The 23,916-nt window shown below is 71.8% G+C and carries 27 protein-coding genes; 3 read left to right on the plus strand and 24 right to left on the minus strand.

What is annotated here, in order from left to right; translation table 11 throughout:
- Positions 1-8: 8 nt before the first annotated feature.
- From Q9250_RS05375 to infC, 11 genes are all read right to left on the minus strand, one after another.
- A complete protein-coding gene (locus tag Q9250_RS05375) occupies positions 9-677 on the minus strand; it encodes an SIMPL domain-containing protein (RefSeq protein ID WP_306233556.1) in 669 nt (222 codons plus the stop codon).
- Between the two features lie 10 nt (positions 678-687).
- Positions 688-3,171 (minus strand): phenylalanine--tRNA ligase subunit beta, encoded by a 2,484-nt coding sequence (gene pheT, locus Q9250_RS05380; protein WP_306233557.1) that lies wholly within the window; start codon positions 3,169-3,171, stop codon positions 688-690.
- Positions 3,171-4,217, minus strand: a complete 1,047-nt coding sequence (pheS, locus tag Q9250_RS05385; RefSeq protein WP_306233558.1) for a phenylalanine--tRNA ligase subunit alpha — start codon at positions 4,215-4,217, stop codon at positions 3,171-3,173. The genes pheT and pheS overlap by 1 nt, the downstream gene beginning before the upstream one ends.
- A 26-nt stretch (positions 4,218-4,243) precedes the next feature.
- A complete protein-coding gene (locus Q9250_RS05390; RefSeq protein WP_306233559.1) occupies positions 4,244-5,188 on the minus strand; it encodes an amino acid ABC transporter permease in 945 nt (314 codons plus the stop codon).
- Complete coding sequence (locus tag Q9250_RS05395) at positions 5,185-5,832, minus strand: amino acid ABC transporter permease (protein ID WP_306233560.1); 648 nt, start codon at positions 5,830-5,832, stop codon at positions 5,185-5,187. Before Q9250_RS05395 ends, Q9250_RS05390 begins: the two co-directional genes overlap by 4 nt.
- Before the next feature lie 77 nt (positions 5,833-5,909).
- Entirely contained in the window at positions 5,910-6,839 is a 930-nt protein-coding gene (locus Q9250_RS05400; RefSeq protein WP_306233561.1) for a glutamate ABC transporter substrate-binding protein, read from the minus strand.
- Between the two features lie 85 nt (positions 6,840-6,924).
- Complete coding sequence (locus Q9250_RS05405) at positions 6,925-7,662, minus strand: amino acid ABC transporter ATP-binding protein (protein ID WP_306233562.1); 738 nt, start codon at positions 7,660-7,662, stop codon at positions 6,925-6,927.
- Positions 7,663-7,725: 63 nt separating this feature from the next.
- Positions 7,726-8,538, minus strand: a complete 813-nt coding sequence (locus tag Q9250_RS05410) for a TrmH family RNA methyltransferase (protein ID WP_306233563.1) — start codon at positions 8,536-8,538, stop codon at positions 7,726-7,728.
- Between the two features lies 1 nt (position 8,539).
- The gene (gene rplT / locus Q9250_RS05415; protein ID WP_306233564.1) at positions 8,540-8,926 is read right to left on the minus strand and encodes a 50S ribosomal protein L20; all 387 of its coding nucleotides are present in this window, start codon (positions 8,924-8,926) and stop codon (positions 8,540-8,542) included.
- Between the two features lie 36 nt (positions 8,927-8,962).
- The gene (rpmI, locus tag Q9250_RS05420) at positions 8,963-9,157 is read right to left on the minus strand and encodes a 50S ribosomal protein L35 (protein ID WP_306233565.1); all 195 of its coding nucleotides are present in this window, start codon (positions 9,155-9,157) and stop codon (positions 8,963-8,965) included.
- Positions 9,158-9,166: 9 nt separating this feature from the next.
- Positions 9,167-10,336 carry a translation initiation factor IF-3 gene (gene infC, locus Q9250_RS05425; RefSeq protein ID WP_306233924.1) on the minus strand — a complete coding sequence of 390 codons (1,170 nt, stop codon included), beginning with the start codon at positions 10,334-10,336 and terminating at the stop codon, positions 9,167-9,169.
- Positions 10,337-10,516: 180 nt separating this feature from the next.
- Here infC and Q9250_RS05430 point away from each other — a divergent pair, with 180 nt between their 5' ends.
- A complete protein-coding gene (locus Q9250_RS05430) occupies positions 10,517-10,876 on the plus strand; it encodes a DUF1844 domain-containing protein (RefSeq protein WP_306233566.1) in 360 nt (119 codons plus the stop codon).
- Here the strand turns inward: Q9250_RS05430 and Q9250_RS05435 are convergent.
- The 6 genes from Q9250_RS05435 to Q9250_RS05460 all read right to left on the minus strand — a co-directional run bounded on the left by Q9250_RS05435 (position 10,873) and on the right by Q9250_RS05460 (position 15,402).
- Entirely contained in the window at positions 10,873-11,724 is an 852-nt protein-coding gene (locus Q9250_RS05435; protein ID WP_306233567.1) for an SseB family protein, read from the minus strand. The two genes, Q9250_RS05430 and Q9250_RS05435, sit on opposite strands and share 4 nt — an antisense overlap.
- Positions 11,721-12,470, minus strand: coding sequence for a bifunctional 1-(5-phosphoribosyl)-5-((5-phosphoribosylamino)methylideneamino)imidazole-4-carboxamide isomerase/phosphoribosylanthranilate isomerase PriA (gene priA, locus Q9250_RS05440; RefSeq protein ID WP_306233568.1), 750 nt, complete (start codon positions 12,468-12,470; stop codon positions 11,721-11,723). The genes Q9250_RS05435 and priA overlap by 4 nt, the downstream gene beginning before the upstream one ends.
- A 52-nt stretch (positions 12,471-12,522) precedes the next feature.
- Positions 12,523-13,161 carry an imidazole glycerol phosphate synthase subunit HisH gene (gene hisH, locus Q9250_RS05445; RefSeq protein WP_306233569.1) on the minus strand — a complete coding sequence of 213 codons (639 nt, stop codon included), beginning with the start codon at positions 13,159-13,161 and terminating at the stop codon, positions 12,523-12,525.
- Positions 13,158-13,766, minus strand: coding sequence for an imidazoleglycerol-phosphate dehydratase HisB (gene hisB / locus Q9250_RS05450; RefSeq protein WP_306233570.1), 609 nt, complete (start codon positions 13,764-13,766; stop codon positions 13,158-13,160). Before hisB ends, hisH begins: the two co-directional genes overlap by 4 nt.
- A 1-nt stretch (position 13,767) precedes the next feature.
- Positions 13,768-14,847 carry a histidinol-phosphate transaminase gene (locus tag Q9250_RS05455; protein ID WP_306233571.1) on the minus strand — a complete coding sequence of 360 codons (1,080 nt, stop codon included), beginning with the start codon at positions 14,845-14,847 and terminating at the stop codon, positions 13,768-13,770.
- Between the two features lie 93 nt (positions 14,848-14,940).
- On the minus strand, positions 14,941-15,402 hold the full coding sequence (locus Q9250_RS05460) for a hypothetical protein (RefSeq protein WP_306233572.1): 462 nt from the start codon (positions 15,400-15,402) through the stop codon (positions 14,941-14,943).
- Between the two features lie 313 nt (positions 15,403-15,715).
- Between Q9250_RS05460 and lexA the strand changes: the two genes are divergently transcribed.
- On the plus strand, positions 15,716-16,342 hold the full coding sequence (gene lexA / locus Q9250_RS05465; protein WP_306233573.1) for a transcriptional repressor LexA: 627 nt from the start codon (positions 15,716-15,718) through the stop codon (positions 16,340-16,342).
- Here lexA and hflX read toward each other — a convergent pair.
- Positions 16,339-17,835 carry a GTPase HflX gene (gene hflX / locus Q9250_RS05470; protein WP_306233574.1) on the minus strand — a complete coding sequence of 499 codons (1,497 nt, stop codon included), beginning with the start codon at positions 17,833-17,835 and terminating at the stop codon, positions 16,339-16,341. The two genes, lexA and hflX, sit on opposite strands and share 4 nt — an antisense overlap.
- Before the next feature lie 27 nt (positions 17,836-17,862).
- Between hflX and Q9250_RS05475 the strand changes: the two genes are divergently transcribed.
- Positions 17,863-18,468: a class I SAM-dependent methyltransferase gene (locus Q9250_RS05475; RefSeq protein WP_306233575.1), complete on the plus strand. Its 606-nt coding sequence runs from the start codon at positions 17,863-17,865 to the stop codon at positions 18,466-18,468.
- Here Q9250_RS05475 and dapF read toward each other — a convergent pair.
- The 6 genes from dapF to Q9250_RS05505 all read right to left on the minus strand — a co-directional run bounded on the left by dapF (position 18,452) and on the right by Q9250_RS05505 (position 23,854).
- Positions 18,452-19,318 carry a diaminopimelate epimerase gene (dapF, locus tag Q9250_RS05480; protein WP_306233576.1) on the minus strand — a complete coding sequence of 289 codons (867 nt, stop codon included), beginning with the start codon at positions 19,316-19,318 and terminating at the stop codon, positions 18,452-18,454. The two genes, Q9250_RS05475 and dapF, sit on opposite strands and share 17 nt — an antisense overlap.
- Positions 19,315-20,223, minus strand: a complete 909-nt coding sequence (gene miaA, locus Q9250_RS05485; protein WP_306233577.1) for a tRNA (adenosine(37)-N6)-dimethylallyltransferase MiaA — start codon at positions 20,221-20,223, stop codon at positions 19,315-19,317. Before miaA ends, dapF begins: the two co-directional genes overlap by 4 nt.
- An 87-nt stretch (positions 20,224-20,310) precedes the next feature.
- Positions 20,311-21,159: a GDSL-type esterase/lipase family protein gene (locus Q9250_RS05490; protein ID WP_306233578.1), complete on the minus strand. Its 849-nt coding sequence runs from the start codon at positions 21,157-21,159 to the stop codon at positions 20,311-20,313.
- 87 nt (positions 21,160-21,246) lie between these two features.
- On the minus strand, positions 21,247-22,737 hold the full coding sequence (miaB, locus tag Q9250_RS05495) for a tRNA (N6-isopentenyl adenosine(37)-C2)-methylthiotransferase MiaB (RefSeq protein WP_306233579.1): 1,491 nt from the start codon (positions 22,735-22,737) through the stop codon (positions 21,247-21,249).
- A gap of 34 nt (positions 22,738-22,771) precedes the next feature.
- Positions 22,772-23,242: a hypothetical protein gene (locus Q9250_RS05500; protein ID WP_306233580.1), complete on the minus strand. Its 471-nt coding sequence runs from the start codon at positions 23,240-23,242 to the stop codon at positions 22,772-22,774.
- Between the two features lie 183 nt (positions 23,243-23,425).
- Complete coding sequence (locus Q9250_RS05505; protein ID WP_306233581.1) at positions 23,426-23,854, minus strand: hypothetical protein; 429 nt, start codon at positions 23,852-23,854, stop codon at positions 23,426-23,428.
- Positions 23,855-23,916 lie beyond the last annotated feature (62 nt).

The raw sequence follows: 23,916 nt of genomic DNA on the forward strand, positions 1-23,916 counted from the left end.
GGGGCGGATCACTCGATGTGCCGCTGGGGCTCGACGGCGAAGCGCACCTCGACGGCGGCGCGCACCTCGAGCTCGCCCGCCTCGAAGGAGATGGCGGCGCCCGAGTCGGCCGCCTCCATGGCCATCGTCGCCATGCGCGACTTGGGGCTCGGCGGCATCGGCGGCATCGTGCCGGGCTCCTGGATGGCCGCGATCACCGGGGTGCCCAGGCCCGCGGCCGCGGCGTAGTCGCCTGCGCGCTCGACCGCGTCGGCGATCGCGCGCGTGCGGGCGGCCTTCGCGCGCTCGCGCTCGGTCTCGTCGGAGAGCGACCACTGGATGCCGCCCACCTCGTGCGTCTGGTGCAGCCCGACCCGGCCGATCCAGCTGCCGAGCGCATCGAAGTCGCGGAAGCGCACCGTCACCGCGGCCGCCGCGGTGTAGACCGAGCGCCGCGGCTGCCCCTCGCCGACCCACTCCTCGTGGTGCGAGATCCAGACGCGGTCGGCGTGCCAGGACTCCGCGGCTCCGGCCTGCTCGTGCGCCTCGGCGTCGGTGACGAGCCGCTCGTGCGCCTCGGCCACCGCGTGCATCGCCGCCTCGGGGCTGGGCGCGCTCCAGCGCGACTGCACCGTGACCGTCGCCCGCTCCGCGCTCGCGCGCTCGAGAGCCGAGCCGCAGACCGTGATCTCCACCATGCGGCGGATGCTACTCGCGCAGCCTGGCCCCATGCCGGTCGGCGGCGACGGCGAGGCCCGCGAGCTTCGCCTCCGACGCCTCGCCGGCGGTGAGCGTGCGATCGGCCGCGCGGAAGCGCAGCGCGAAGGTGAGCGACTTCTCGCCCTCCCCCAGCCCGGCTCCGCGGTAGTCGTCGACGAGCGCGATGTGCTCGAGCAGGGCGCCGGCGCCGTCGCGGACGGCGCGCAGCACGTCGCCGGCCGGCGCCTCGAGCGGCACCACCACCGAGAGGTCCTGCGTCGCGGCCGGCACCGGCGCGATCACCTGGGTGTCGAGGCCGACGCGGGCGGCCGCCAGCAGCGCCGACAGGTCGAGCTCGGCGACCGCGACGCCGCGCGGCAGGTCTGCATCGGCCGCGACCGAGGGCAGCAGCTCGCCGGCGACGCCGACGACGGCCGACCCGAGCAGCAGCTCGGCGGTGCGGCCGGGGTGCAGCCACTGCCGCTCGCCCTGGCGCACGTCGAGCTCGAGCCCGAGCGTGCGGGCGATGCGCTCGGCCGCCTCGATCGCGTCGGCGAGGCCGAAGCGCTCGGCCGCGCGGCCGGGCTGCTTGCGCACCCGCTCGCCCACCAGCACGACGGCCGCGTGGTCGGGCTGCGCGGGCAGTCGGTCGAGATCCTCCAGCACCGCGTCGGAGGGGCGCTCCGCGGCTCCGGGCAGGTCGTCGGTGCCCTGGCCGTCGACGGCGACGAACACGCGGCCGAGCTCGAACAGGGCGAGATCGGTGAGGCCCCGGCCGAGGTTGCGGTGCGCGGTGTCGAGCATGCTCGGCACGAGCGCCGTGCGCATGAAGGGGCGCTCGCCGTCGAGCGGGTTCTCGAGCCGCACGGGCTCCGCTCCCGTCATGCGCGCCTGGCGCTCCGTCGCGAACGGCGCGACCAGCAGCTCCGTGAGGCCGTTCGAGGCGAGGGCGTCGGCGACGCGACGGCGCAGCGACTGCGCACGCGTGTAGCCGCGCCCGGGCGGGGCGACCGGCAGCACCGAGGGGATGCGGTCGAAGCCCACGATGCGGGCGATCTCCTCGACGAGGCCCTCGCGGTCGACGAGGTCGGGGCGCCACGTCGGCGGCGTCACCATCCACGCATCCGCGCCCTCGTCGACGGTCGCGCCGATCGAGACGAGCGCGTCGCGCGCCTCGTCGTCGGTGTAGTCGGCGCCCATCAGGGTGCGCCAGAAGCCGACCGGGATGGTGATCGGGCGCATCTCGGGCACGCCGCCGACCTCCGCGCCGAAGGTGTCGAGCGTGCCGCCGGCGAGCTCGACGAGCAGCTGGGCGACGCGGGCGGCCGCGGCGTCGGCGACGGCCGGGTCGACGCCGCGCTCGTAGCGCTTCGACGCCTCTGAGATCAGCTTGTGGCGGCGCGACGAGCGGCCGATCGAGACGGCGTCGAACGTCGCCGCCTCGATGAGCACGTCGGTCGTCGACGCATCCATCTCGGTCTCGGCGCCGCCCATGACGCCCGCGATGCCGATGGCACCGCGGTCGTCGGTGATCAGCAGGTCCTCCACGTGCAGCGCGCGGTCGACGCCGTCGAGCGTGGTGATGCGCTCGCCTGCGCGGGCGCGGCGCACCGCGATGCCGCCGCGGATCTTCGCGAAGTCGTAGCCGTGCGTCGGCTGGCCGAGCTCGAGCATCACGTAGTTGGTGATGTCGACGCCGAGCGACACCGAGCGCATGCCCGCCAGCCGCAGCCGCGAGACCATCCACGCCGGCGTCTCGCGCGACTGGTCGATGCCGCGCACGACGCGCACGATGAATCGCGAGCAGCCGACGCTGCCGCGGATCGGCGCGTCGTCGTCGATCGAGAGCGAGAAGCCGGATGCGTCCCGCACGTCGAGCGCGGCCCGTGCGGTGTCCGCCGGGTCGCGGAACGCCTGGCCGGTCGCCGAGGCGAGCTCGCGCGCGACGCCGCGGATCGACAGCGCGTAGCCGCGGTCGGGCGTGACGTTGATCTCGACGGCCTGGTCGTCCAGACCCAGCAGCGACAGCGCATCCGCCCCGACCTCGCCGGGGATGCCGAGCTCGTCGAGCCGCATGATGCCGTCGTGGTCGTCGCCGAGGCCGAGCTCGCGCTCGGAGGCGATCATGCCGTCGGAGACGTGGCCGTAGGTCTTGCGGGCCGAGATCTCGAAGTCACCGGGCAGCATGGCACCCGGCAGGCTCACGACGACGCGGTCGCCGGCGACGAAGTTCAGCGCGCCGCAGACGATGCCGCGCACGCCGCCGTTGGCCTCGCCGACGTCGACCTGCGCGTAGCGGATCGTCTTGCCGTTCTTCTGCGGCTCCTCGACGAACTCGAGCACACGGCCGACGACGATCGGCCCGCGCAGCTCGCCGCCGTGCACCGCCTCCTCCTCGAAGCCCACGCGCACCAGCTGCTCGTGCAGCCAGGCGGCGGTCTCCTCCTTCGGCAGCTCGACGTGCTCAGCCAGCCATGACAGCGGGATCCGCATCAGATCACCATCCCGAACTGCTCGGTGAAGCGCACATCGCCCTCGATCATGTCGCGCATGTCGTCGAGCTGGTACCGGAACTGCAGGGTGCGCTCGACGCCCATGCCGAACGCGAAGCCCGAGTAGACCTCGGGATCGATGCCGGCGGCGCGCAGCACGTTGGGGTTGACCATGCCGCAGCCGCCCCACTCGACCCAGCGCGGCCCGCCGCGCATGCCGGGGTGCCAGACATCCATCTCGGCGCTCGGCTCGGTGAACGGGAAGTAGTTGGGCCGCAGGCGGATCTTCGCCTCGTCGCCGAACATGATGCGCGCGAGGTGCTCGAGGGTGCCGCGCAGGTTGGCCATGGTGATGCCCTTGTCGACGGCGAGGCCCTCGATCTGCGTGAAGACCGGCAGGTGCGTCGCGTCGATGTCGTCGGTGCGGTAGACGCGGCCGGGGGCGACGATGTAGATGGGCAGGTCGCGCGTGAGCATCGAGCGCATCTGCACCGGGCTGGTCTGCGTGCGCAGCACCATGTGGCGATCAGCCGGCGCGACGTAGAAGGTGTCGGACTCGCCGCGCGCCGGGTGGTCGGGGTCGACGTTCAGCGCGTCGAAGTTGAACCACTCGTGCTCGAGCTCCGGGCCCTCGGCGACCTCCCAGCCCATGCCGACGAACACGTCGCTCATCTCGTCGACGAGCATGCTGAGCGGGTGCCTGCCTCCCGCGGCGCGCAGCCGCGGCAGCGCCGTCACGTCGACGCGCTCGGCCTCGAGCTGCGCGGCCTCCTCGACGGCGACGAGCTGCGCCTGCCGCTCGGCGAGCGCCTCGGCGACGCGGGCGCGGCCTGCGCCGATCGTCTGGCCGGCAGCCTTGCGATCCTCGGGCGCGAGGTCCCGGAGTGAGGCGTTCAGGGCCGAGAGCTCGGAGCCCTGGCCGTTGTGCGCGGCCTTCGCGGCTTGCAGGTCGGCGGTCGTCGCCGTGGTCTCGATCGCGGCGAGCGCCGCGGTCACCGCGGCGTCGACGCGCGCGCCGAGATCGGCAGATGCATCGGGAGGTGTCACTCGATGATCCTACCGGCGTGCTCGGGTCAGCCTCCGCCGCCGTCGCCGACTCCCGCACCCCTGATGCGTGTGATCTCCGCCTGCGGATCCTGCAGCTGTCGGATCGTCTGCGTCGGCAGCTGGATCGCCTCGGTGGCCGAGCCGTCGAGGTTCCCGCCGCCGCGGCGCGGTCGCTGCAGGCGCCGGGCGAGCACCCGCACGAGCCACGACAGCGTCAGGTTGATCGCGAGGTAGATGGCCAGCATGACGAAGAACATCGACAGCGCGTAGGGACCGCCCTGGCGGTCGTAGAAGTCGACGAGCTGACGGCCGATGCGGATCAGCTCGGGCGAGCCGACGATGTAGCCGAGCGACGTGTCCTTCAGCAGCACGATGAACTGGGCGAGGATGATCGGCAGCATGATGCGGAACGCCTGCGGCAGCTCGATCGCGAGCGTGGTGCGCAAGGGCGTCAGGCCGATCGCGAGCCCGCTCTCGCGCTGCCCCTTCGGCAGCGACTTCATGCCGGCGCGGAGCGCCTCGCCGATGATCGCGCCGTTGTAGACGATGAGCGCCCAGACGACCGCCCAGTAGGCGCCGGTCGAGAAGACGATGAAGATGAACAGCATCATCAGCAGCACGGGCATGCCGCGGAAGAACTCCAGCACGACGGTGACCGGGATGCGCACCCAGGGCGAGAGGGCATTGCGCAGGATCGAGAGGATCACGCCCAGCACGAGCGCGCCGGCCGCCGCGATGCCCGCGATCGAGAGCGTCGTGCCGAGCCCCACGAGCAGGCCTCGCGCGCCGATCCACGTGGCCGGCTGCAGGAAGATGTCCCATCGGTCCTGGTAGAAGGCACCGCCGAGCCACAGCTGGTAGGCGGCGAGCGCGAGCGACACGACCGCGACGACCGCGAACACGATCGAGAGGATGCGCGAGCGCCGGATGGCGCTGGGGCCGGGGGCGTCGAAGAGTACCGAGCCGCTCATCGCTGCACGCTCCACTTGCGCTCGAGGTGGTCGACGAGCTGGCCGAGCGGCACCGTGATCAGGAGATAGCTGAACGCGATGCCCACGAAGATCTCGAGCGCCTGGTCGCCGTACACGTTCGACAGGCGCTGCGCGACCGAGACGAGCACGAAGACGAAGAAGCCCATCGCCACGGAGGTGTTCTTCACCAGGGCGATGATGACGTTGATGAGCGGCGGCAGCACACTGCGGAACGCCTGCGGCAGCACCACGAGCGTCATCGTCTGGCCGAAGCCGAGGCCGATCGACCGCGACGCCTCGGCCTGGCCCATGGGCACGGAGTTGATGCCCGAGCGCACTGCCTCGGCGAAGAACGCGCTCGTGTAGTAGGTGAGCGCGAGGATCGCGCCGATCTGGAAATCGAGGATGATGCCGAGCTTCGGGAGCACGAAGGCGGTGAAGAAGAACACCAGCGTCAGCGGGGTGTTCCTGGCGACCTCCGTCCACACGGTCGCCACCACGCGCAGCGCCGCGACCGGCGACACGCGCATGCCGGCCAGCAGGATGCCGATCGGCAGGCCGATGAGCGTCGTCGCGCCCGTGAGCAGCAGGGTGGCCAGCATGCCCTGCAGCCAGAGCGGGCCGTTCTCGAGAAGTGCTTGCATCAGTCCCTCATCCGGTCACCGGATGCGGGGGGCGAGCCCCCGCATCCGGGTCACGGGTGTCGATCAGTAGCGGTCGATCAGTAGCGGTCGGGCGCCGGGAACTCCGGCGTCGGCAGCACGGTGCCGGCGGTCTGCTCCCAGAGCTCTGCCATGCGGCCGTCCTCGACAGCTGCCTCGAGCACGTCGTTGATGAACGTGCGGAACTCGTCATCGCCCTTGGTGATGCCGAGGCCGTAGGGCTCCTCGGTGAACGTCTCGCCGTCGTTGACGAGCTCGAACTCGCCCGCGTTCTGGTCGACGAAGCCGGCCAGGATCACGTTGTCGGTGGTGACCGCGACGACCTGGCCGTTGCGCAGCGGGTCGAGGCAGTTGGAGTAGGTGTCGGTCGCCTGCAGCGTGGCGCCGTACTCGTCGACGATGCGCGCGGCGGGGGTCGAGCCCTCGACCGAGCAGACCGACAGCCCCGCGACGTCGTCGGGACCGGTGAGGCCGTCGGGGTTGCCCGCCAGCACCATCAGCGCCTGGCCAGCCTCGTAGTACGGGCCGGCGAAGTCGATCTTCTCCTTGCGGGCGTCGTTGATCGTGTAGGTGGCCGCGACGAGGTCGACGGTGCCGTTCTCGATGAACGTCTCGCGGTTGGCCGAGACCGTCTCGGTCCACTCGATGCTCTCGAACGGGATGCCGAGCTCGGCTGCGATGAGCGAGCCGACCGCGACGTCGAAGCCCTCAGGCGCGCCGTCGGGGCCGACGAGGCCGAACAGCGGCTGGTCGAACTTCGTGCCGATGGTGATCGAGCCGGCCTCGGCGAGCTCGGCCATGGTGGTGCCCGCCTCGAACTCGGGCGCCTCGACGACCTCGAGGCCGTAGGGGTGCTCCGTCGACGAGCCGGTGCCGGGGTCGGCCGAGCCCTCGGGGGCCTCGGACGAGGTCGTGCCGGCGGGGCCGCCGCACGCGGTGAGGGCGAGGACCGCGAATGCGGCGACGCCCAGCGTCAGCTTGCTGCGCATGAGTGCTTCTCCTTGGTTGATGTGGTGCAGGGTCAGGGGGACGGGAGCCAGGAGCTGGAGCATCGGGCCGATGCAGCCGGCAGCTTCAGTGGGTCAGGATCTTCGAGAGGAAGTCCTTGGCGCGCGCCGACTGCGGGTTCTGGAAGAACTCCTCGGGCGTGGAGTCCTCCATCACCTTGCCGTCGGCCATGAAGAGCACGCGGTCGGCGGCCTTGCGCGCGAAGCCCATCTCGTGGGTGACGGTGATCATCGTCATGCCGCCGTGCGCGAGCTCGACCATCACGTCGAGCACCTCGTTGATCATCTCGGGGTCGAGCGCGCTGGTCGGCTCGTCGAAGAGCATCAGCTTCGGCTCCATCGCGAGCGAGCGCGCGATCGCCACCCGCTGCTGCTGGCCGCCGGAGAGCTGCGCGGGCATCTTGTTCGCCTGGTTGGCGATGCCGACGCGCTCGAGCAGCGACATCGCGTGCTCCTCGGCCTCCTTGCGCCTCTTGCCGCGCACCTTCATCGGGCCGAGCGTGACGTTCTCGAGGATCGACTTGTGCGCGAAGAGGTTGAACGACTGGAAGACCATGCCGACGTCGGCCCGCAGCTGCGCGAGCGCCTTGCCCTCCTTGGGGAGCGCAACGCCGTCGATGCGGATCTCGCCGTCGTCGATCGTCTCGAGGCGGTTGATGGCGCGGCAGAACGTCGACTTGCCGGAGCCCGACGGCCCGATGACGACCACGACCTGGCCCTTGGGCACGGAGACGTTGATGTCGTTCAGGACGTGGAGGTCGCCGTAGTGCTTGTTGACGTGGTCGAGCTCGACGAGGGGCTGCATGCGCTCATACAACCACGGCCGATCCGCGAGATCAGGAACCGGTTGCGGATCGCAACGAAACGGTTACAACGACCGCTGGGCGAACGCGGTCTCGTAGAGGCAGACCGAAGCGGCTGTGGCGAGGTTGAGCGACTCTGCGCTGCCGTAGATCGGCAGTCGCGCGGCGCGGTCGGCGAGCGCGAGCGTCGCCGCGTCGAGACCCCGCGCCTCGTTGCCGAACAGCCATGCCGTGGGGCGCGCCAGCACGCCCGCGGCTCGCAGCTCGATCAGGTCCTCCCCCGACACGTCGGCGGCGAGCACCGAGAGGCCGGCCGCCGCGGCCGCCTCGACGGCGTCGATGGTGGAGGCGCCGACGGCGATGTCGACGTGGAAGATCGAGCCGGTCGTGGCCCGCACCACCTTGGGCGCGAAGGGGTCGACGGAGTTCTCGGTGACGATGACAGCGGATGCGCCTGCCGCGTCCGCGGCGCGCAGGATCGTGCCGAGGTTGCCCGGGTCGCGCACCTCGTGGAGGATCACGACGAGCGGATGCTCGGCGACCGCCGCCCGGTCGATGGCGTCCTCGAGCCGCACCGGCGACTGCTTCGCGACGGCGACGATGCCCTGCGGGTGCACGGTGTCGGAGATCGCGGCGACGACGCGGTCGGAGGCGAGGGTGACCTGCGCGTGCTGCTCGGCGCGGGCGATCAGGTCGGCGTGCCGCTCGGCCGCCGATTCGGTGACGTAGACGTCGACGAGCTGCGCGCCCTGCCAGCGCACCGCCTCGTCGAGCGCCGCAGGGCCCTCCAACAGGAACAGCCCGGTCTGAGACCGGGCTGCTCGCTGCTGGAGTCTCGCAGCCTCACGCACGCGGGGCGCACGGGGGCTGTCGAGCATGTCAGGCTGCGCTTCGCGGAGCCGACGTGTCGGCGGGCAGAGCCGCCTTGGCCGCCTCGACGAGGGTCGTGAAGGTGGCGGGCTCGTGCACGGCGAGCTCGGCCAGCATGCGACGGTCGACCTCGATGCCCGCGAGGCCGAGGCCCTGGATCAGGCGGTTGTAGGTCAGGCCGTTCGCGCGCGACGCGGCGTTGATGCGCTGGATCCACAGGCGACGGAAGTCGCCCTTCTTGGCCTTGCGGTCGCGGAACGCGTAGACGTGCGAGTGGAGCAGCTGCTCCTTGGCCTTCCGGTACAGGCGCGAGCGCTGCCCGCGGTAGCCGGCAGCCTGCTCGAGGATGACGCGACGCTTCTTGTGGGCGTTGACCGCCCTCTTGACACGTGCCATGAGTCTGTTCTCTCTATCTCTTCTTCGTCGCGCGCGTCAGCGGGCGAGCAGCTTCTTGATGATCTTGGCGTCGGCCGGTGCGAGCACCTTGTCGCGGTTGAGGCGGCGCGTCTGGACCGACGACTTCACCTCGAGGTTGTGGCGCATGCCAGCACCCTGCTTGCGGATCTTGCCGCTGCCGGTGATCTTGAAGCGCTTCTTCGCACCGGAGTGCGTCTTCTGCTTGGGCATTCTTCTCTCCTACTCGGATGCTGGCTCGTCCGCGGGCTCGGCCGCGGGCTTGGCCTTGGGCGCAGCGGGCTTGACGGCCGCCGTCGGCGTCGCGGGCTTCGCCGCGGGCTTCGGGGTCGCCGGCTTCGCAGCGGGCTTCGGTGCTGCGCCGGGCGCAGCGGGGGCTGCGGCGGATGCGGCAGCGGGCTTGGGTGCGGACGCCGGGCGCGGCGCCGATGCGGGCGTCGGCTGCAGCGTGCGGGGTGCCTGGCGCGGACGCGAGTCGGACGACGGGCGCGAGTCCGAGGACGGACGCGAGTCGGACGAGGGACGCGAGTCGGACGACGGGCGCGAGTCCGAGGACGGGCGCGAGTCGGAGCGCGGCTCCGAGGTGCGCGACGAGCCTGCCGGGCGCGACGAGCCGACCGGGCGCGACGACGACGACGAGCGCGGCGGGCGCGACTCGAACTCGGCGACGGGCGTGGTGCGCGGCGTCGGGGCCGGCCGCGGCGGGCGTGCCGCGTCGAGCTCAGCCTGGTGCGCGGCCTGCTTCTCTGCCTCGAGACGACGCTTCTCCTGGTCGGCCTTGCGCTGCGCGGAGCGCGCGGCGTTCAGCTCGGCCTTCGCGTCGGACTTCGAGCGGAGCGGGCCCACGATCATCACCATGTTGCGGCCGTCGATGGTCGGCGACGACTCGACGACGCCGAACTCGGCGATGTCCTCGGCGAAGCGCTGCAGCAGCTTGACGCCCATCTCGGGACGCGACTGCTCGCGACCGCGGAACAGGATCATGGCCTTGACCTTGTCGCCGGTCTCCAGGAAGCCCTGCGCGCGCTTGCGCTTCGTCTCGTAGTCGTGCGCGTCGATCTTCAGGCGGAACCGGACCTCCTTGAGGACGGTGTTCGCCTGGTTGCGACGGGCCTCCTTGACCTTCTGCGCCTGCTCGTACTTGAACTTGCCGAAGTCCATGATCTTGACGACGGGCGGGCGCGAGTCAGGCGAGACCTCGACGAGGTCGAGCTCTGCCTCACGGGCAAGACGAAGTGCATCCTCGACCCGAACCACACCGACCTGCTCGCCACCAGGGCCGACAAGACGGACTTCGGGAACGCGGATGCGCTCATTGATGCGGGGATCGCTGATCGCGGGCTCCTTCTCGTTGCTGTGCTGTGTGCTGGTGCACGGCGAACGAGGAGCCAGAACGCGGGATCGACCTGCGCGGCTCACACCGGCGAGCACGTGCCCGGGGGCACGATTCGCGGTGCTGCTGACCCGGTAGCCTGGAACGACTGCGGGTGGGATTGCTCCTCTTTCACCTCCGGGCGAAAAGCCCGAAACCTGCAGAAGCCTACCAGAGACCAGCCTTCAGGAGAAGAGCAGATGACCGACGCGCTCCAGCACGACCACCTCGACGACGGCCTCGCCCAGGCCCGTGACATCGCCGAGGTGCCCGCGGTCGAGCTGATCAACACGGTCGCGATCCACCTGCTGAGCGCCGCAGCGGTCAAGGTCGGCCTGGCCGACGACCCCGAGCAGCAGCTCGACCTCGACGAGGCGCGCAAGCTGATCAACGCGCTCGCCGGTCTCGTCACGGCAGCTGCGCCCGAGGTGGGCAGCATCCACGCCGCTCCGCTGCGCGACGGCCTGCGCTCGGTGCAGCTCGCGTTCCGCGAGGCCAGCGCCATCCCCGACCTGCCCGGCAAGGGCCCGGGCGAGAAGTTCACCGGCTCGGTCGTCTAGACCGCTCGGGCGGCCTTCGGGCCGGCCGTCCACTCGGCTCGCGTGACCGCGGCGACCGGCGGCGCGGAGAGCGGCACCTGCGCGCTGCCGTCCCAGCGGTGCACGCGCAGGGCGACGCTCTCGATGCGCTCGCGCAGCAGCTCGGCCCCACCGAGGGCCCGCGCCGCGCGCTGCACCTGCCCGGCGGCGTCGGCGGATGCGTCCACGAGCGCATGCACCTCCAGGTCGGCGCCCTGCAGGGTGCAGCGCGGATCGCCGGTGGCGAGCACCACAGCCTGCACGGCGGGCTGGCTGAGCAGCGCGTCGACGGCGACCGCCTGCACGGCCGGATCCTCGACGCCCCACGCCCAGGACGCATCCGTCAGCAGCGCCTCGAGCATGGTGCGGCCGAGCACGAACTCGCTCTCGGCACCCGGGTCGACGACGATGCGGCCCGGCCCGTCGAGCGCGGCCGCGGCAGCGCGCTGCACGCTCGACGGCACGGGCCTGGCCTTCGGGTTCCACGCCTGCATGGCGCCGACGTTCGAGAACATCGGCAGGATCGGCGCGCCGTCGGGGCCGTGCACCGTGACGATCGAGAGCTCCTGCGTCTTGTCGATCGTGCGACCGCGCTCGTCGATGCCCGTCTCGCCGGCCGCCGCCAGCAGCGGCACGAGGAGCCGCTCGCCCCGCAGCGACTCGACGACACCCGCGCGGCCCGCGTCGCCGCGCGCGAAGGAGCGCACGGCCTCGAGGAAGCCTGCCGGCGCAGAGCCGTCATCGCCCGCGTAGGCGGTGTCGTGGTGGTGGAACGAGCGGCCGGCCCACGGCCGTCCCGCCGAGTCGGCCTCGCGGCCCGTCTCGGTCACTTGCCCGCGACGTCCAGCGCTGCCGCGAGGGTGAAGGCGCCTGCGTACAGCGCCTTGCCGACGATCGCGCCCTCGACGCCGTGCGGCACGAGCTCGCGCAGCGCCGCGATGTCGTCGAGGCTCGCGACGCCGCCGGAGGCGACGACCGGCTTCTCGGTGCGCTCGGCGACCTGGCGGAGCAGCTCGATGTTGGGGCCCTGGAGGGTGCCGTCCTTGGTGACGTCGGTCAGCACATAGCGGCTGCAGCCGGCGGCCTCGAGGCGGTCGAGCACATCCCAGAGGTCGCCGCCCTCCTGCGTCCAGCCGCGGGCCGCGAGGGTGGTGCCGCGCACGTCGAGGCCGACGGCGATCTGGTCGCCGTACTCGGCGATGACCGAGGCGGTCCACTCCGGGTTCTCGAGCGCCGCCGTGCCGAGGTTGATGCGCTTCACGCCGGTGGCGAGCGCCGCCTCGAGCGACGCCTCGTCGCGGATGCCGCCCGACAGCTCGACCTGCACGCGGCCCTTGACGGCCTTGATGACCTTCTTGATCACGCCACGGTTGTCGCCGCGACCGAAGGCCGCGTCGAGGTCGACGAGGTGCAGCCACTCGGCACCCTGCCGCACCCAGTCCTCAGCGGCGTCGATCGGGCTGCCGAACGAGGTCTCGGTGCCGGCCCGGCCCTGCGTGAGTCGCACGGCCTTGCCGTCGGCGACGTCGATCGCGGGCAGCAGCTGCAGCTTGGGCGACTGGTTGAAGTCGGTCATGGGGATGGTGTGCCTTCCGGATCGGGGCCGCAAGCGATGGTACTCGCGCGGCTCAGAGGCCGCGAACCCAGTTGCGCAGCAGGCGGATGCCCGCCTCGCCCGACTTCTCGGGGTGGAACTGGGTGGCGGTGAGCGGGCCGTTCTCGACGGCGGCGACGAATCGCTCGCCGTGCTCGGCCCAGGTCACCCTCGGCGCGCGGATGCGGTTGTGAGGGTCGATGAGCCACTCGGTGGCGGCATAGGAGTGCACGAAGTAGAAGCGCTCGCCCTCGAGGCCGGCGAACAGCGTCGAGCCCTCGGGAGGCTCGACCTCGGCCCAGCCCATGTGCGGCAGCACCGGCGCCTGCAGGCGCCGCACGGTGCCCGGCCACTCGTCGAGCCCGGCGGTCTCGACCCCGCCCTCCTCGCCGGTGGTGAACAGCACCTGCATGCCGACGCAGATCCCCAGCACGGGCCGCCCGCCGGCGAGCCGACGGCCGATGAGCTCGCCGCCGCGCACGGCCTGGATGCCCGCCATGCAGGCGGCCATCGAGCCGACGCCGGGCACCACAAGGCCGTCGGCCTCCATGATCGTCGTGCGGTCGGCGGTCAGCGTGACGTCGGCGCCAGCGGCCTCGATGGCCTTGGCCGCCGAGTGCACGTTGCCCAGGCCGTAGTCGAGCAGGGCCACGCGGGGTCGGGCAGCGGTCACAGCGCACCCTTGGTCGAAGGCACGCCCGTCACCCGGGGGTCGGGCTCGACCGCGGTGCGCATGGCGCGCGCGAAGGCCTTGAACTCGGCCTCGGCGACGTGGTGCGGGTCGCGGCCGGCGAGCACCTCGACGTGCGCGGTGATGCGGGCGTTCAGCGTGATGGCCTCGAGCACGTGGCGCACGAGCGAGCCGGTGAAGTGGCCGCCGATGCGGTGCAGCTCGAAGCCGGCGGGCTCGCCGGAGTGCACCAGGAACGGCCGGCCCGACAGATCGACGACGGCGCGCGCGAGGGCCTCGTCGAGCGGCACGGTCGCGTCGCCGTAGCGGCGCACCCCCGCCTTGTCGCCGAGGGCCTCGGCGAGCGCGAGGCCCAGCGCGATCGCGGTGTCCTCGACGGTGTGGTGCGCGTCGATGTCGGTGTCGCCGCTCGACTCGATCGTGAGATCGATCAGCGAGTGCTTCGAGAACGCCGTCAGCATGTGGTCGAAGAACGGCACCGTCGTCGCGATCGACGACGTGCCCGTGCCGTCGAGGTCGAGGCTGAGGCGGATGCTCGACTCGCTCGTCGTGCGCTCGATGGAAGCAGTGCGGGCCATGGGTTCCATCCTATTCGGCGCGCAGCGCGGCCATCGCCGCGATGACGGCGCTCGTCTCGGCCTCGGTGCCCGCCGTGATGCGGACGGTGTGCGGCAGCCCGACGTCGCGGATCAGGATGCCCTGCTCGAGCAGGGCGCGGAAGGTCGCCTGCGGGTCGTCGACGCCGCCCACCAGCACGAAGTTCGAGTCGGAGGGATACGGCTGGTAGCCGAGCGCGCCGAGCTCGACGACGAGGCGGTCGCGCTGCGCTCGCAGGTCGTCGACGCGGGAGAGCATGGTGTCGCTGTGGCGCAGCGCCGCGACGGCCGCGGCCTGCGTGATCGCCGACAGGTGATACGGCAGGCGCACGAGCCGCAGGGCGTCGACGACCGCGGGGTCGGCGGCCAGGTAGCCGACCCGGATGCCGGCGAAGGCGAACGCCTTGCTCATGGTGCGCGACACCAGCAGCCTCGGGTAGCGGTCGAGCAGCGTGAGCGCGGTGCGGCTGCGGTCGTGGGCGAACTCGGCGTAGGCCTCGTCGACCAGCACGATGCCGCGGGCCGACGCGGCCGCCGCCTCGATCGTCTCGAGGTCGATGGCGGTGCCCGTCGGGTTGTTGGGCGAGCAGAGGAACACCACGTCGGGGTCGTGCTCGGCGATGGCCTCGCGCACGGCCTCGGGCGTGAGCGTGAAGTCATCGGCGCGCGGCACCGGAAGCCACTGCATGCCGACGCCCTGCGCCAGCAGCGGGTACATCGAATAGGTGGGCGTGAAGCTGAGCAGCGTCCTGCCGGGGCCGCCGAACGCCTGCAGCACGTGCTGCAGCACCTCGTTCGACCCGTTGCCGGCCCAGATCTGCTCGGGCCGCAGGCCGTGGCCGAGATAGTCGGCGAACGACTGCCGGAGGGTGTCGAACTCGCGATCGGGGTAGCGGTTCGCATCGGGCAGCGCGCGGGCGATCTCCTGCACGATGTCGAGCGCGACCTGCTCGGGCACGCGGTAGGCGTTCTCGTTGACGTTCAGCCGCACCGGCACGTGGAGCTGCGGGGCGCCGTAGGGCGTCAGTCCGCGCAGATCGTCACGGATGGGGAGGTCGTCGAGGCTCGTCACCGAACCAGCCTAGGACGGCGGCGGATGCTCTACGGGATCGTGGCGCCCTCTTGCGCCCGCCGACGCCGCGCGCGAAGGGCGAGGAGCGAGGCCTCAGCGCGAGTAGTGCGCGGGGATCGCGAGCTGCTCGCCCGGCTGGATGGCACCGGCGATGCCGTTCAGCATCTCGATCTCCGCGATCACATCGCGGGGGTCGGCCTCGGGCGCGATCGACTGCGCGATCTGCCAGAGCGACTGGCCGGGCATGACGGTGACGTGCTCGAAGTCGCCGGTCTGCGCCGAGGTGGTCGCCACCGCACCAGCGAGCGCGCCGCCGATCACGCCGCCCCCGGCGAGCACGCCTGCGGCGAGCACGGGGGCTGCGACCAGCAGCGCGAGGGCACGGCGACCACGGGCGGTCATGCGCAGCCGGGGGGCGCGCGACGCCGGGGCGGTCGACGCCGGGGCGGTCGACGCCCGAGCGGTCGACGTCGGGGCGGTGAACGAAGGGACGGCGAACGGGGCCGCGAACGACGATGCGGCGAAGGGCGATGCGGTGGTGGTGATGGTGCTCATCACGACTCCTCTCGGTTCCCGGAGCTGGTCGCCCAGCCGGGGGTCTGGGATCCGCAGCCGGTGCTCGGCCGGGAGCACCGGCTGCGAATCTCTGTTTCGAATGTACTTTCGATCCGGTGGATGCGTCAAGCCCTTCCGCGGAATCTCTCCACGACACGGTCGAACATCCGTTTGATTCGGGCGTCCGGTCGGATACGCTTTCGAACCACGAGGAGTCAACCAAGGGCCACTGACATGCCTGGCGGAGACGACGAGCAGACACCGGAGAGCAGGCATCCGGGACGAGCAGGAATCCCCACGAGCGGAGCGCGGCATGACGAGGCAGCTGACCGAGAAGCAGCAGGCGATCCTGCAGGTGATCCAGCGGGCCGTGCGCCAGCGCGGGTATCCGCCGAGCTACCGCGAGATCGGTGACGCCGTCGGCCTGTCGTCGCTGTCGAGCGTCACGCACCAGCTGGGGCAGCTCGAGCTCGCCGGCATGATCCGGCGCGATCCGTCGCGGCCGCGCGCCATCGAGGTGCTCGTGGCCGACGACAGCGTCGACGACTCGGCCGGCAGCATGGCCCAGGCGACCTTCGTGCCGCTCGTGGGCCGCATCGCAGCAGGCATCCCCATCACCGCCGAGCAGCAGGTCGAGGAGGTGCTGCCGCTGCCCAAGCAGCTCGTCGGCGACGGCGACCTGTTCATGCTGCGCGTCGTCGGCGACTCGATGATCGACGCGGCGATCTGCGACGGCGACTGGGTCGTCATCCGGCAGCAGCGCACCGCCGACAACGGAGACATGGTCGCCGCGATGCTCGACGGCGAGGCCACGGTGAAGGTGTTCAAGCAGCGCGACGGCCACACCTGGCTGCTGCCGCGCAATTCGGCGTTCGAGCCGATCCTCGGCGACGAGGCCGAGGTCCTGGGCCGTGTCGTCGCGGTGCTCCGCTCCGTCTAGGCCCTGAACTCGGCGAGCTGGCCCGCCGCGGCCTCCGACACCATCGCGTCGATGCGCGTGCCCGCCTCGTCGTAGGCCTCGTGCAGCACCTCGAAGCGGTCGTGGAGCATCGCCACCACGTCGCCGCGATCGAACGGCACCAGCAGGCTGATCGCCACCTCGGGCCGCGGCAGCATCTCGGCGATCCGGGCGAGCAGCTCGTCGATGCCCTCCCCCGTCCTCGCCGAGGCGAAGATCGCGTCGGGCTGCAGGCCGCGCAGCACCAGTCGGTCGTCGTCGGTCACCAGGTCGGCCTTGTTGAACACGACGATCTCGGGGATCGAGCGAGCGCCCGTCTCGCCGAGCACGTCGCGCACCGTGGCGATCTGCGAGGCGGGGTCGGGGTGGCTGGCGTCGACGACGTGCACGATGAGCTCCGACTCGGCGACCTCCTCGAGCGTCGAGCGGAACGCCTCGACCAGCTGGTGCGGCAGGTTGCGCACGAAGCCGACCGTGTCGGCGATGGTGAACTCGCGCCCGTCGGCCGTCGTCGCCTTGCGCACCGTGGCGTCGAGGGTCGCGAACAGCGCGTTCTCGACCAGCACGCCGGCGCCCGTGATGCGGTTGAGCAGGCTCGACTTGCCGGCGTTCGTGTAGCCGGCGATGGCGACACCGGGCACCTCGAACCGGTCGCGGTTGGCTCGCTTCGCCTGCCGCGCAGGAGCGAAGCCCTTGATCTGCTTCCTCAGCCGGGCCATCCGGGTGTGGATGCGCCGTCGGTCGAGCTCGATCTTGGTCTCACCCGGGCCGCGCGATCCCATACCGGCGCCCTGGCCGCCCACCTGACCACCGGCCTGGCGCGACATCGACTCGCCCCAGCCGCGCAGCCTCGGCAGCAGGTACTCGAGCTGCGCGAGCTCGACCTGCGCCTTGCCCTCGCGGCTCTTGGCGTGCTGGCTGAAGATGTCGAGGATCACGGCGGTGCGGTCGATGACCTTGACCTTCACGCGGTCCTCCAGGGCGCGCCGCTGGCTCGGCGAGAGCTCGCTGTCGGCCACCACGGTGTCGGCGCCGAGCTCCTTGACGATCGCGGCCAGCTCCTCGGCCTTGCCGCTGCCGACATAGGTCGCGGGGTCCGGGTTCGGGCGACGCTGCAGCATGCCGTCGAGCACGCTCGCGCCCGCCGTCTCTGCCAGCGCTGCCAGCTCGCGCAAGGAGTTCTCGGCATCCTGCGCCGAGCCGCTGTAGACACCGACGAGCACGACGTTCTCGAGGCGCAGCTGTCGGTACTCGACCTCCGTGACGTCCTCGAGCTCGGTGCGGAGTCCGTCGACGCGACGGAGCGCCGCACGCTCCTCCCGCTCGTACTGGGCGCCGTCGTGCTCGCTCGTGACGTCGCCCTCCTGCAGCGCGTCGGCGCGCGACGAGAGCAGCTCGCCCTCGCCTGGCTCTGCCCACGCGAGGATGCGCTCCATCGCGCGGCCCCGGTCGTCACTGCCCTGCGGTTCAGCCATGGTGCTTCCTTCTGTACTGTCGAATCCGTGTCGGACCACTACTTCTCGCCCGAGCCTGCGGCGCCCCAGACGCTGCGCACGATCCGGGTCCCGCTCGACGGCGTCGAGCGAGAGCTGGTCACGGCCACCGGCGTCTTCTCCGGCGACCGCCTCGATGTCGGCACCGCGGTGCTGCTCGATGCCGTGCCCACGCCTCCCCAGACCGGCGATCTGCTCGATCTCGGCTGCGGCTGGGGGCCGATCGCCGCGACGCTGGCGCTCCGCTCCCCCGCCGCCCGGGTGTGGGCGGTCGATGTCAACGCCCGTGCGCTCTCGCTCGTCGAGCGGAATGCCGAGCTGCTCAGCATAGCGAACATCACGCCTGCGCTCCCCGCGTCGGTGCCTGCCGACGTGCGCTTCGCCGCCATCTGGTCGAACCCGCCGATCCGCATCGGCAAGCAGCAGCTGCACGAGCTGCTCGAGACCTGGATCCCGCGTCTCGAGCCGGGCGCGACCGCATGGCTCGTCGTGCAGAAGCACCTGGGGGCCGACTCGCTCGTGCGCTGGCTGGCCGAGCGCTTCGACGGGTACGACGTCGAGCGTGCCGGCTCCAAGAAGACGTATCGCATCATCGCCGTCACGGCGCCGGACTGAGCGTCTCTCCTCGGAAGACGATCTCCGCCGGTCCGGTCAGCCAGGCGTGGCCGCGCTCGTCGATGTCAACCTCGAGCCTGCCGCCAGGGACGTCGACGATCCACCGGTCTGCCGCATCCCCCGACCAGTGCCTGGTGGCCAGTGCCGCCGCGACGGCGCCGGTGCCGCACGAGAGCGTCTCGCCCACGCCGCGCTCGTGCACGCGCATGCGGATGGCGCCGACACCGTCGGCGATCGCGCCGGGGACCACGAACTCGACGTTCGCGCCGTGCTCCGCGACCGGCTCCAGCGCGGGCGCCCGGTGCAGGTCGAGCCCGGCCAGCTCGGCTTCGCTGGCCAGGGCGACGACGACGTGCGGGTTGCCGGTGGCGACGTCGAGGCCCGGCCGGTCGACCTCGAGGCCATCGGTCGCCACGAGGCGGGTGCCGCCCAGCTCGAACGGGCCGATGTCGACCGAGAGCAGGTCGCCGCGCCGCACGACGCGCTTCAGCCCGTCGCGGGTGGCGATGTCGATGGCGGCACCGTCGGGCAGGTCGACCAGCCCCGACTCGGTCAGGAACCGCACGAACACGCGCACGCCGTTGCCGCACATCTCGCTCAGGGAGCCGTCGGCGTTCCAGTAGTCCATCGCCCAGGTGCCGGTCGGCGCGGCGTCGAGCACCTCATCGCCGGTGGAGCCTGCGCGCACGGCTCGGATCACGCCGTCGCCGCCGACCCCGAACCGTCGGTCGGCCAGCGAGCGAACGGTCTCCGCGCTGAGCGGCGCTGCGCCGTCGGCATCGGCGACGAGCACGAAGTCGTTCCCCGTGCCGTGGCCCTTGGAGAAGGGCGGGATGCCGTGGTGCGTCATGCTTCCAGGCTAGCGACCGCGCGCTGTGCCAGGTCAGCGGCGTCCGCTGCAGGCGAAGCCGGATATCGCTGGAACCACGACACCTGCCTGCGGGCGTAGCGGCGGGTGAGCGCCTGCGTGCGCTCGATCGCCTCCGCCTCGCCGATGACGCCGTCGAGCTGGTCGAGCGCCTGGCGGTAGCCGATCGCCTGCTGGGCGGTGGTGCCGCGCTCGATGCCGGCAGCACGCAGCGCACGCGCCTCGTCGAGCAGGCCGAGCGCCCACATCTGCTCGACGCGCGCGTCGAGGCGCCCCACCAGCTCGGCGCGCTCGACCCGCTCGTGCTGGATGATCGTCGGCCGCAGCAGCGACTCCTCGGGCGGCAGCCCCACCCGGAACGGCTCGCCGGTGAGCGTCACCGCCTCCAGGGCGCGCACGAGACGGCGGCCGTTGTGGGGGCCGATCGCCTGCGCGGCCGCCGGGTCGACGCGCTGCAGCCGGCCGTGGATCGCCGCGGCTCCGGTCTCCCCGAGCTCGGCCTCGAGCTGCGCCCGCAGCGCATCGTCGGTCGCGGGGAACGCGAAGTCGTAGAGGACGCTGGATGCGTACAGGCCGCTGCCGCCGACCAGGATCGGCACCGCGCGGCGCCGGTCGATGCCCAGGAGGATCTCGAGCGCCGCGGTGCGGTAGCCGGCGACCGCGGCGTCCTGCCACGGATCGAGCACGTCGAGCAGGTGGTGGGGATGCCCGCGTCGCTCGTCGACACCCGCCTTCGCGGTGCCGATGTCCATGCCGCGGTAGAGCTGCATGGCGTCGCAGTTGACGATCTCGGCGACGGCGCCCAGCGCGACCACCGCGTCGGCGATGTCGAGCGACTTCGCCGTCTTGCCTGTGCCGGTCGCGCCGACGACGGCGATGAGCGTCACGCGGGGATGCTCGGCATCGAGCAGACGGGTGCTGGCGTCAGGGGCATGCCCCCAGCGTAGCCACGGCTGCGGCGGCCCAGCACGGGCTCACGGCGCCGCCCACTGCGTCGTCGGCCAGGTGATGCTCGACAGGCGCGCCTGGCCGGCGGCCGAGGGGTGGAAGTAGTCGCGCGTCGAGATGTCGGTCCTGGCGAAGGCATAGGCCGCGACCGCGCCCCCGTCGTAGCGGCAGCCCACCACCGCCGCGCACGCCTCCTGCAGCGCGCCGTTGTACTCGTCCACCCGCTGCTGCACAGCGGCGCGTCGCTGCACGTCGGCCGGCTGCGTGCTGCTGGGGTTCGCGAGCATCGACTGGCAGATGCGCAGCAGGCTCCAGGTGATCCTGGCGCTGCTGCTGGTGCGGTTGACCTCATAGAGGCGCTGCAGGCTCGGGATGCTCGCGACGAAGATCTGCGGGGCGGCCGGGCTGGCGGCGAGGGTGCCGAGCGCAGTCTGGACGTTGGTCCTGAACGTCGCGGTGGGCGTCATCTCGGCCACCGTGCGGGTGCAGGCGTCGTTGGCGCCGATCTCGATCGTGACGTACTGGGCGTTCTGCCGGACCGCGTTCTGCGCCTGCGCGTCGAGTGCCGAGGAGCGCGCACCGGAGACCGCGTCGTTGTAGGCGACCAGGCTCGTGGCGCCGGCGGCCCGAAGCCGCAGCAGGTGCGATGCCACGCCGGCACTCGATCCCGTGGCCCAGCTGTTCTGCGCGCAGCCCGACCAGCTGCTGCACGACGAGACCCCGAGCGTGATCGAATCGCCGAGTGCCGCCATGCGCGCGACCTGTGATGGCGGAGCGGCGTGCGCAGCGGTCGCCGAGACGACCGATCCCGAGAGCACGAGCGCTGCAGCCGCGAGGACGGCGAGCGCGTGGCGAGCGGTGTGCGGAACGCCCATGACGGGCTCCTCCCATAACGGTGTTTGCGCGCACCGTACACCCGGGGATGTGCGTGGGCAAGCAGCCCGCTGCGGGTCTCCTGCCGCTCAGGCTCCGGTGCCGACGCGGAGCGTCGGCAGGCCCAGCGAGACGCTCCCGCGGGCACTGCCGGGCGTCGCGACGCCGCTCGGCACGGCGCAGGAGTCGGCCTCGGCGCGATCCCAGGCATCGCCGGCACGGGTGCGGCGCAGCGCCAGCGGCCCCGCATCGGCGATGAGGTGGAACGGCGCTGCCTGCGTGATCTCCACGGTGACGACGTCGCCGGGGCGCGGCGCATGCTCGCCGGGCGCGAAGTGCACCAGCCGGTTGTCCTCGGCGCGGCCGGAGAGCCGGTGCGTCTCCGCATCCTTCTTGCCCTCGCCGACGGAGACCAGCACCTGCGCCACCTGGCCGACCTGCCGCTGGTTCTCCTCGAACGCGATGTGGTCCTGCAGCGCCACGAGCCGCTCGAAGCGCTCCTGCACGATCTGCTTGGGCACCTGGTCGGGCATCGTCGCGGCGGGCGTGCCGGGCCGGATCGAGTACTGGAAGGTGAAGGCCGACGCGAATCGCGACGCCTCGACCACCCGCATGGTCTCGGCGAAGTCCTCCTCGGTCTCGCCGGGGAAGCCGACGATGATGTCGGTCGTGATGGCGGCGTTCGGGATGCGCTCGCGAACGCGGTCGAGGATCCCGAGGAACTTGGTGGAGCGGTAGGAGCGCCGCATGGCCTTCAGCACGCGATCGGAGCCCGACTGCAGCGGCATGTGCAGCTGCGGCATGACCGCCGGGGTCTCAGCCATGGCGTCGATGACGTCGTCGGTGAAGGCCGCCGGATGGGGGCTCGTGAACCGGATCCGCTCGAGGCCGTCGATGTCGCCGGCCGCACGCAGCAGCTTGCCGAACGCGAGCCGGTCACCGAACTCGACGCCGTAGGAGTTCACGTTCTGACCGAGCAGCGTGACCTCGATCGCACCGTCGTCGACCAGCGCCTGCACCTCGGCGAGGATCTCGCCCGGGCGGCGGTCGCGCTCCTTGCCGCGCAGCGACGGCACGATGCAGAACGTGCAGGTGTTGTTGCAGCCGACCGAGATCGAGACCCAGCCGGCGTAGGTCGACTCCCGCTTGGTGGGCAGCGTCGACGGGAAGACCTCGAGCGACTCGAGGATCTCGACCGCGGCCTCGCCGTTGTGCCGGCTGCGCTCGAGCAGGGTCGGCAGGGACCCGATGTTGTGGGTGCCGAAGACGACGTCGACCCACGGCGCCTTCTCGATGATGGTCGAGCGGTCCTTCTGCGCCAGGCATCCGCCGACGGCGATCTGGAAGCCGGGCCGCTCGCGCTTGGTCTTCGCGAGGTAGCCGAGGTGGCCGTAGAGCTTCTGGTCGGCGTTCTCGCGCACCGCGCAGGTGTTGATGACGATGACGTCGGGCGCACCGTCGAGCGCCTCGGCGTAGCCGGCCTCCTCGAGCGATCCGCGCAGCCGCTCGGAGTCATGCACGTTCATCTGGCACCCGAAGGTCTTGACCTCGTAGGTGCGTGGCGCGGTCGTCGTGGGCATGCCTCCAGGGTACCGAGCGGCACGCGGAGCGGCGTCAGCCCGGTCGCTGCTCGAGCTCGATCGTGCCACTCGGTGCATCGCTCGCTGAGCAGGTGTACGGCGCGCTGATCGTCTGCGCCGCCGCGTCGAAGGCCCCGACGTAGGTGCAGGTGCCGTAGGGGCCGCCGAAGGTGACGAGCCAGGTGAGCGTGTCGCCGTCGGCGCTCCAGGTGTCTCCCTCGCGGCTGTAGCGCTCGCCGAAGGAGAAGTACGTCAGCTGCCCGCCCTCCTCGAAGTCGAAGGTGACGCTGTCGCCCTCCGAGTCGCGGCCTCCCCAGCGGGTGCCGGCGATCTCACTGAGCGTCTCGACGCGCGGCAGCGCCTCGGCGGTCGGACTGGCCGACGCTTCGTCCGACGCGGACGTGCTCGAGACGGGTGACGTGGTCGAGCCTGGCGGCGCTGGCGACGACGCGCAGGCCGTCGCGGTCAGCGCGACGACGACCGCCGCGGCGAGTGCTGCCTTCATGGCCAGACCGTACGACCGCCGCTGGGTGGCGACAAGGGCCCTTGCAGAACGCTCGGGCGATGCCGCGCCCGGCGCTGCGCGGATCAGTCCAGCGCCGCGCGGATCAGCCCAGCGCCGTGCGGATCAGCCCAGCGCCGTGCGGATCAGCCCAGCGCTGCGCGGATCAGCCCAGCGCCGTGCGGATCAGCCCTGCGTCGCGTTGAGCGTGTAGGAGGTGCCGTTGGTGCCCTCGCCCGACAGCTGCATCTGGCCGTCAGCGGCTGTGCCGGTCAGCGTCACGTCGAAGGTGTCGTTCTCGAGCCCGGTGATGGTCATCTCCAGATCGCCGGTGTCGCCCGACCAGACGTCGGCGGACGAGTCGTACGTCTGGCCCGAGTCGCCCCACACCGTGATGTCGATCGTGCCGTCGTCAGCGAGCGTGAAGCCGAACGGGTCGGCGATGCCGGGCATGCTGCCGCTCCAGCTGGAGCCCGCGAGCTCCTCCACCTCGCCGGCGGGAGCCTGCGAGCCGGTCGAGGAACCCACGACCGGCGGGAGCTGGATGCAGCCCGTCAGCGCGAGCATGGAGGCTGCTGCGATCGCCGGCAGCGCGAGGAACCTGGTCGTCTTCATGGGCACAAACGTAGCCCGCGCCGGTGCTGGCTGTCTGCGAGCACGCCGCACTCGGGATCGAC

Origin of the sequence: Agrococcus beijingensis (assembly GCF_030758955.1) — a bacterium.
GTDB classification, from domain to species: domain Bacteria; phylum Actinomycetota; class Actinomycetes; order Actinomycetales; family Microbacteriaceae; genus Agrococcus; species Agrococcus beijingensis.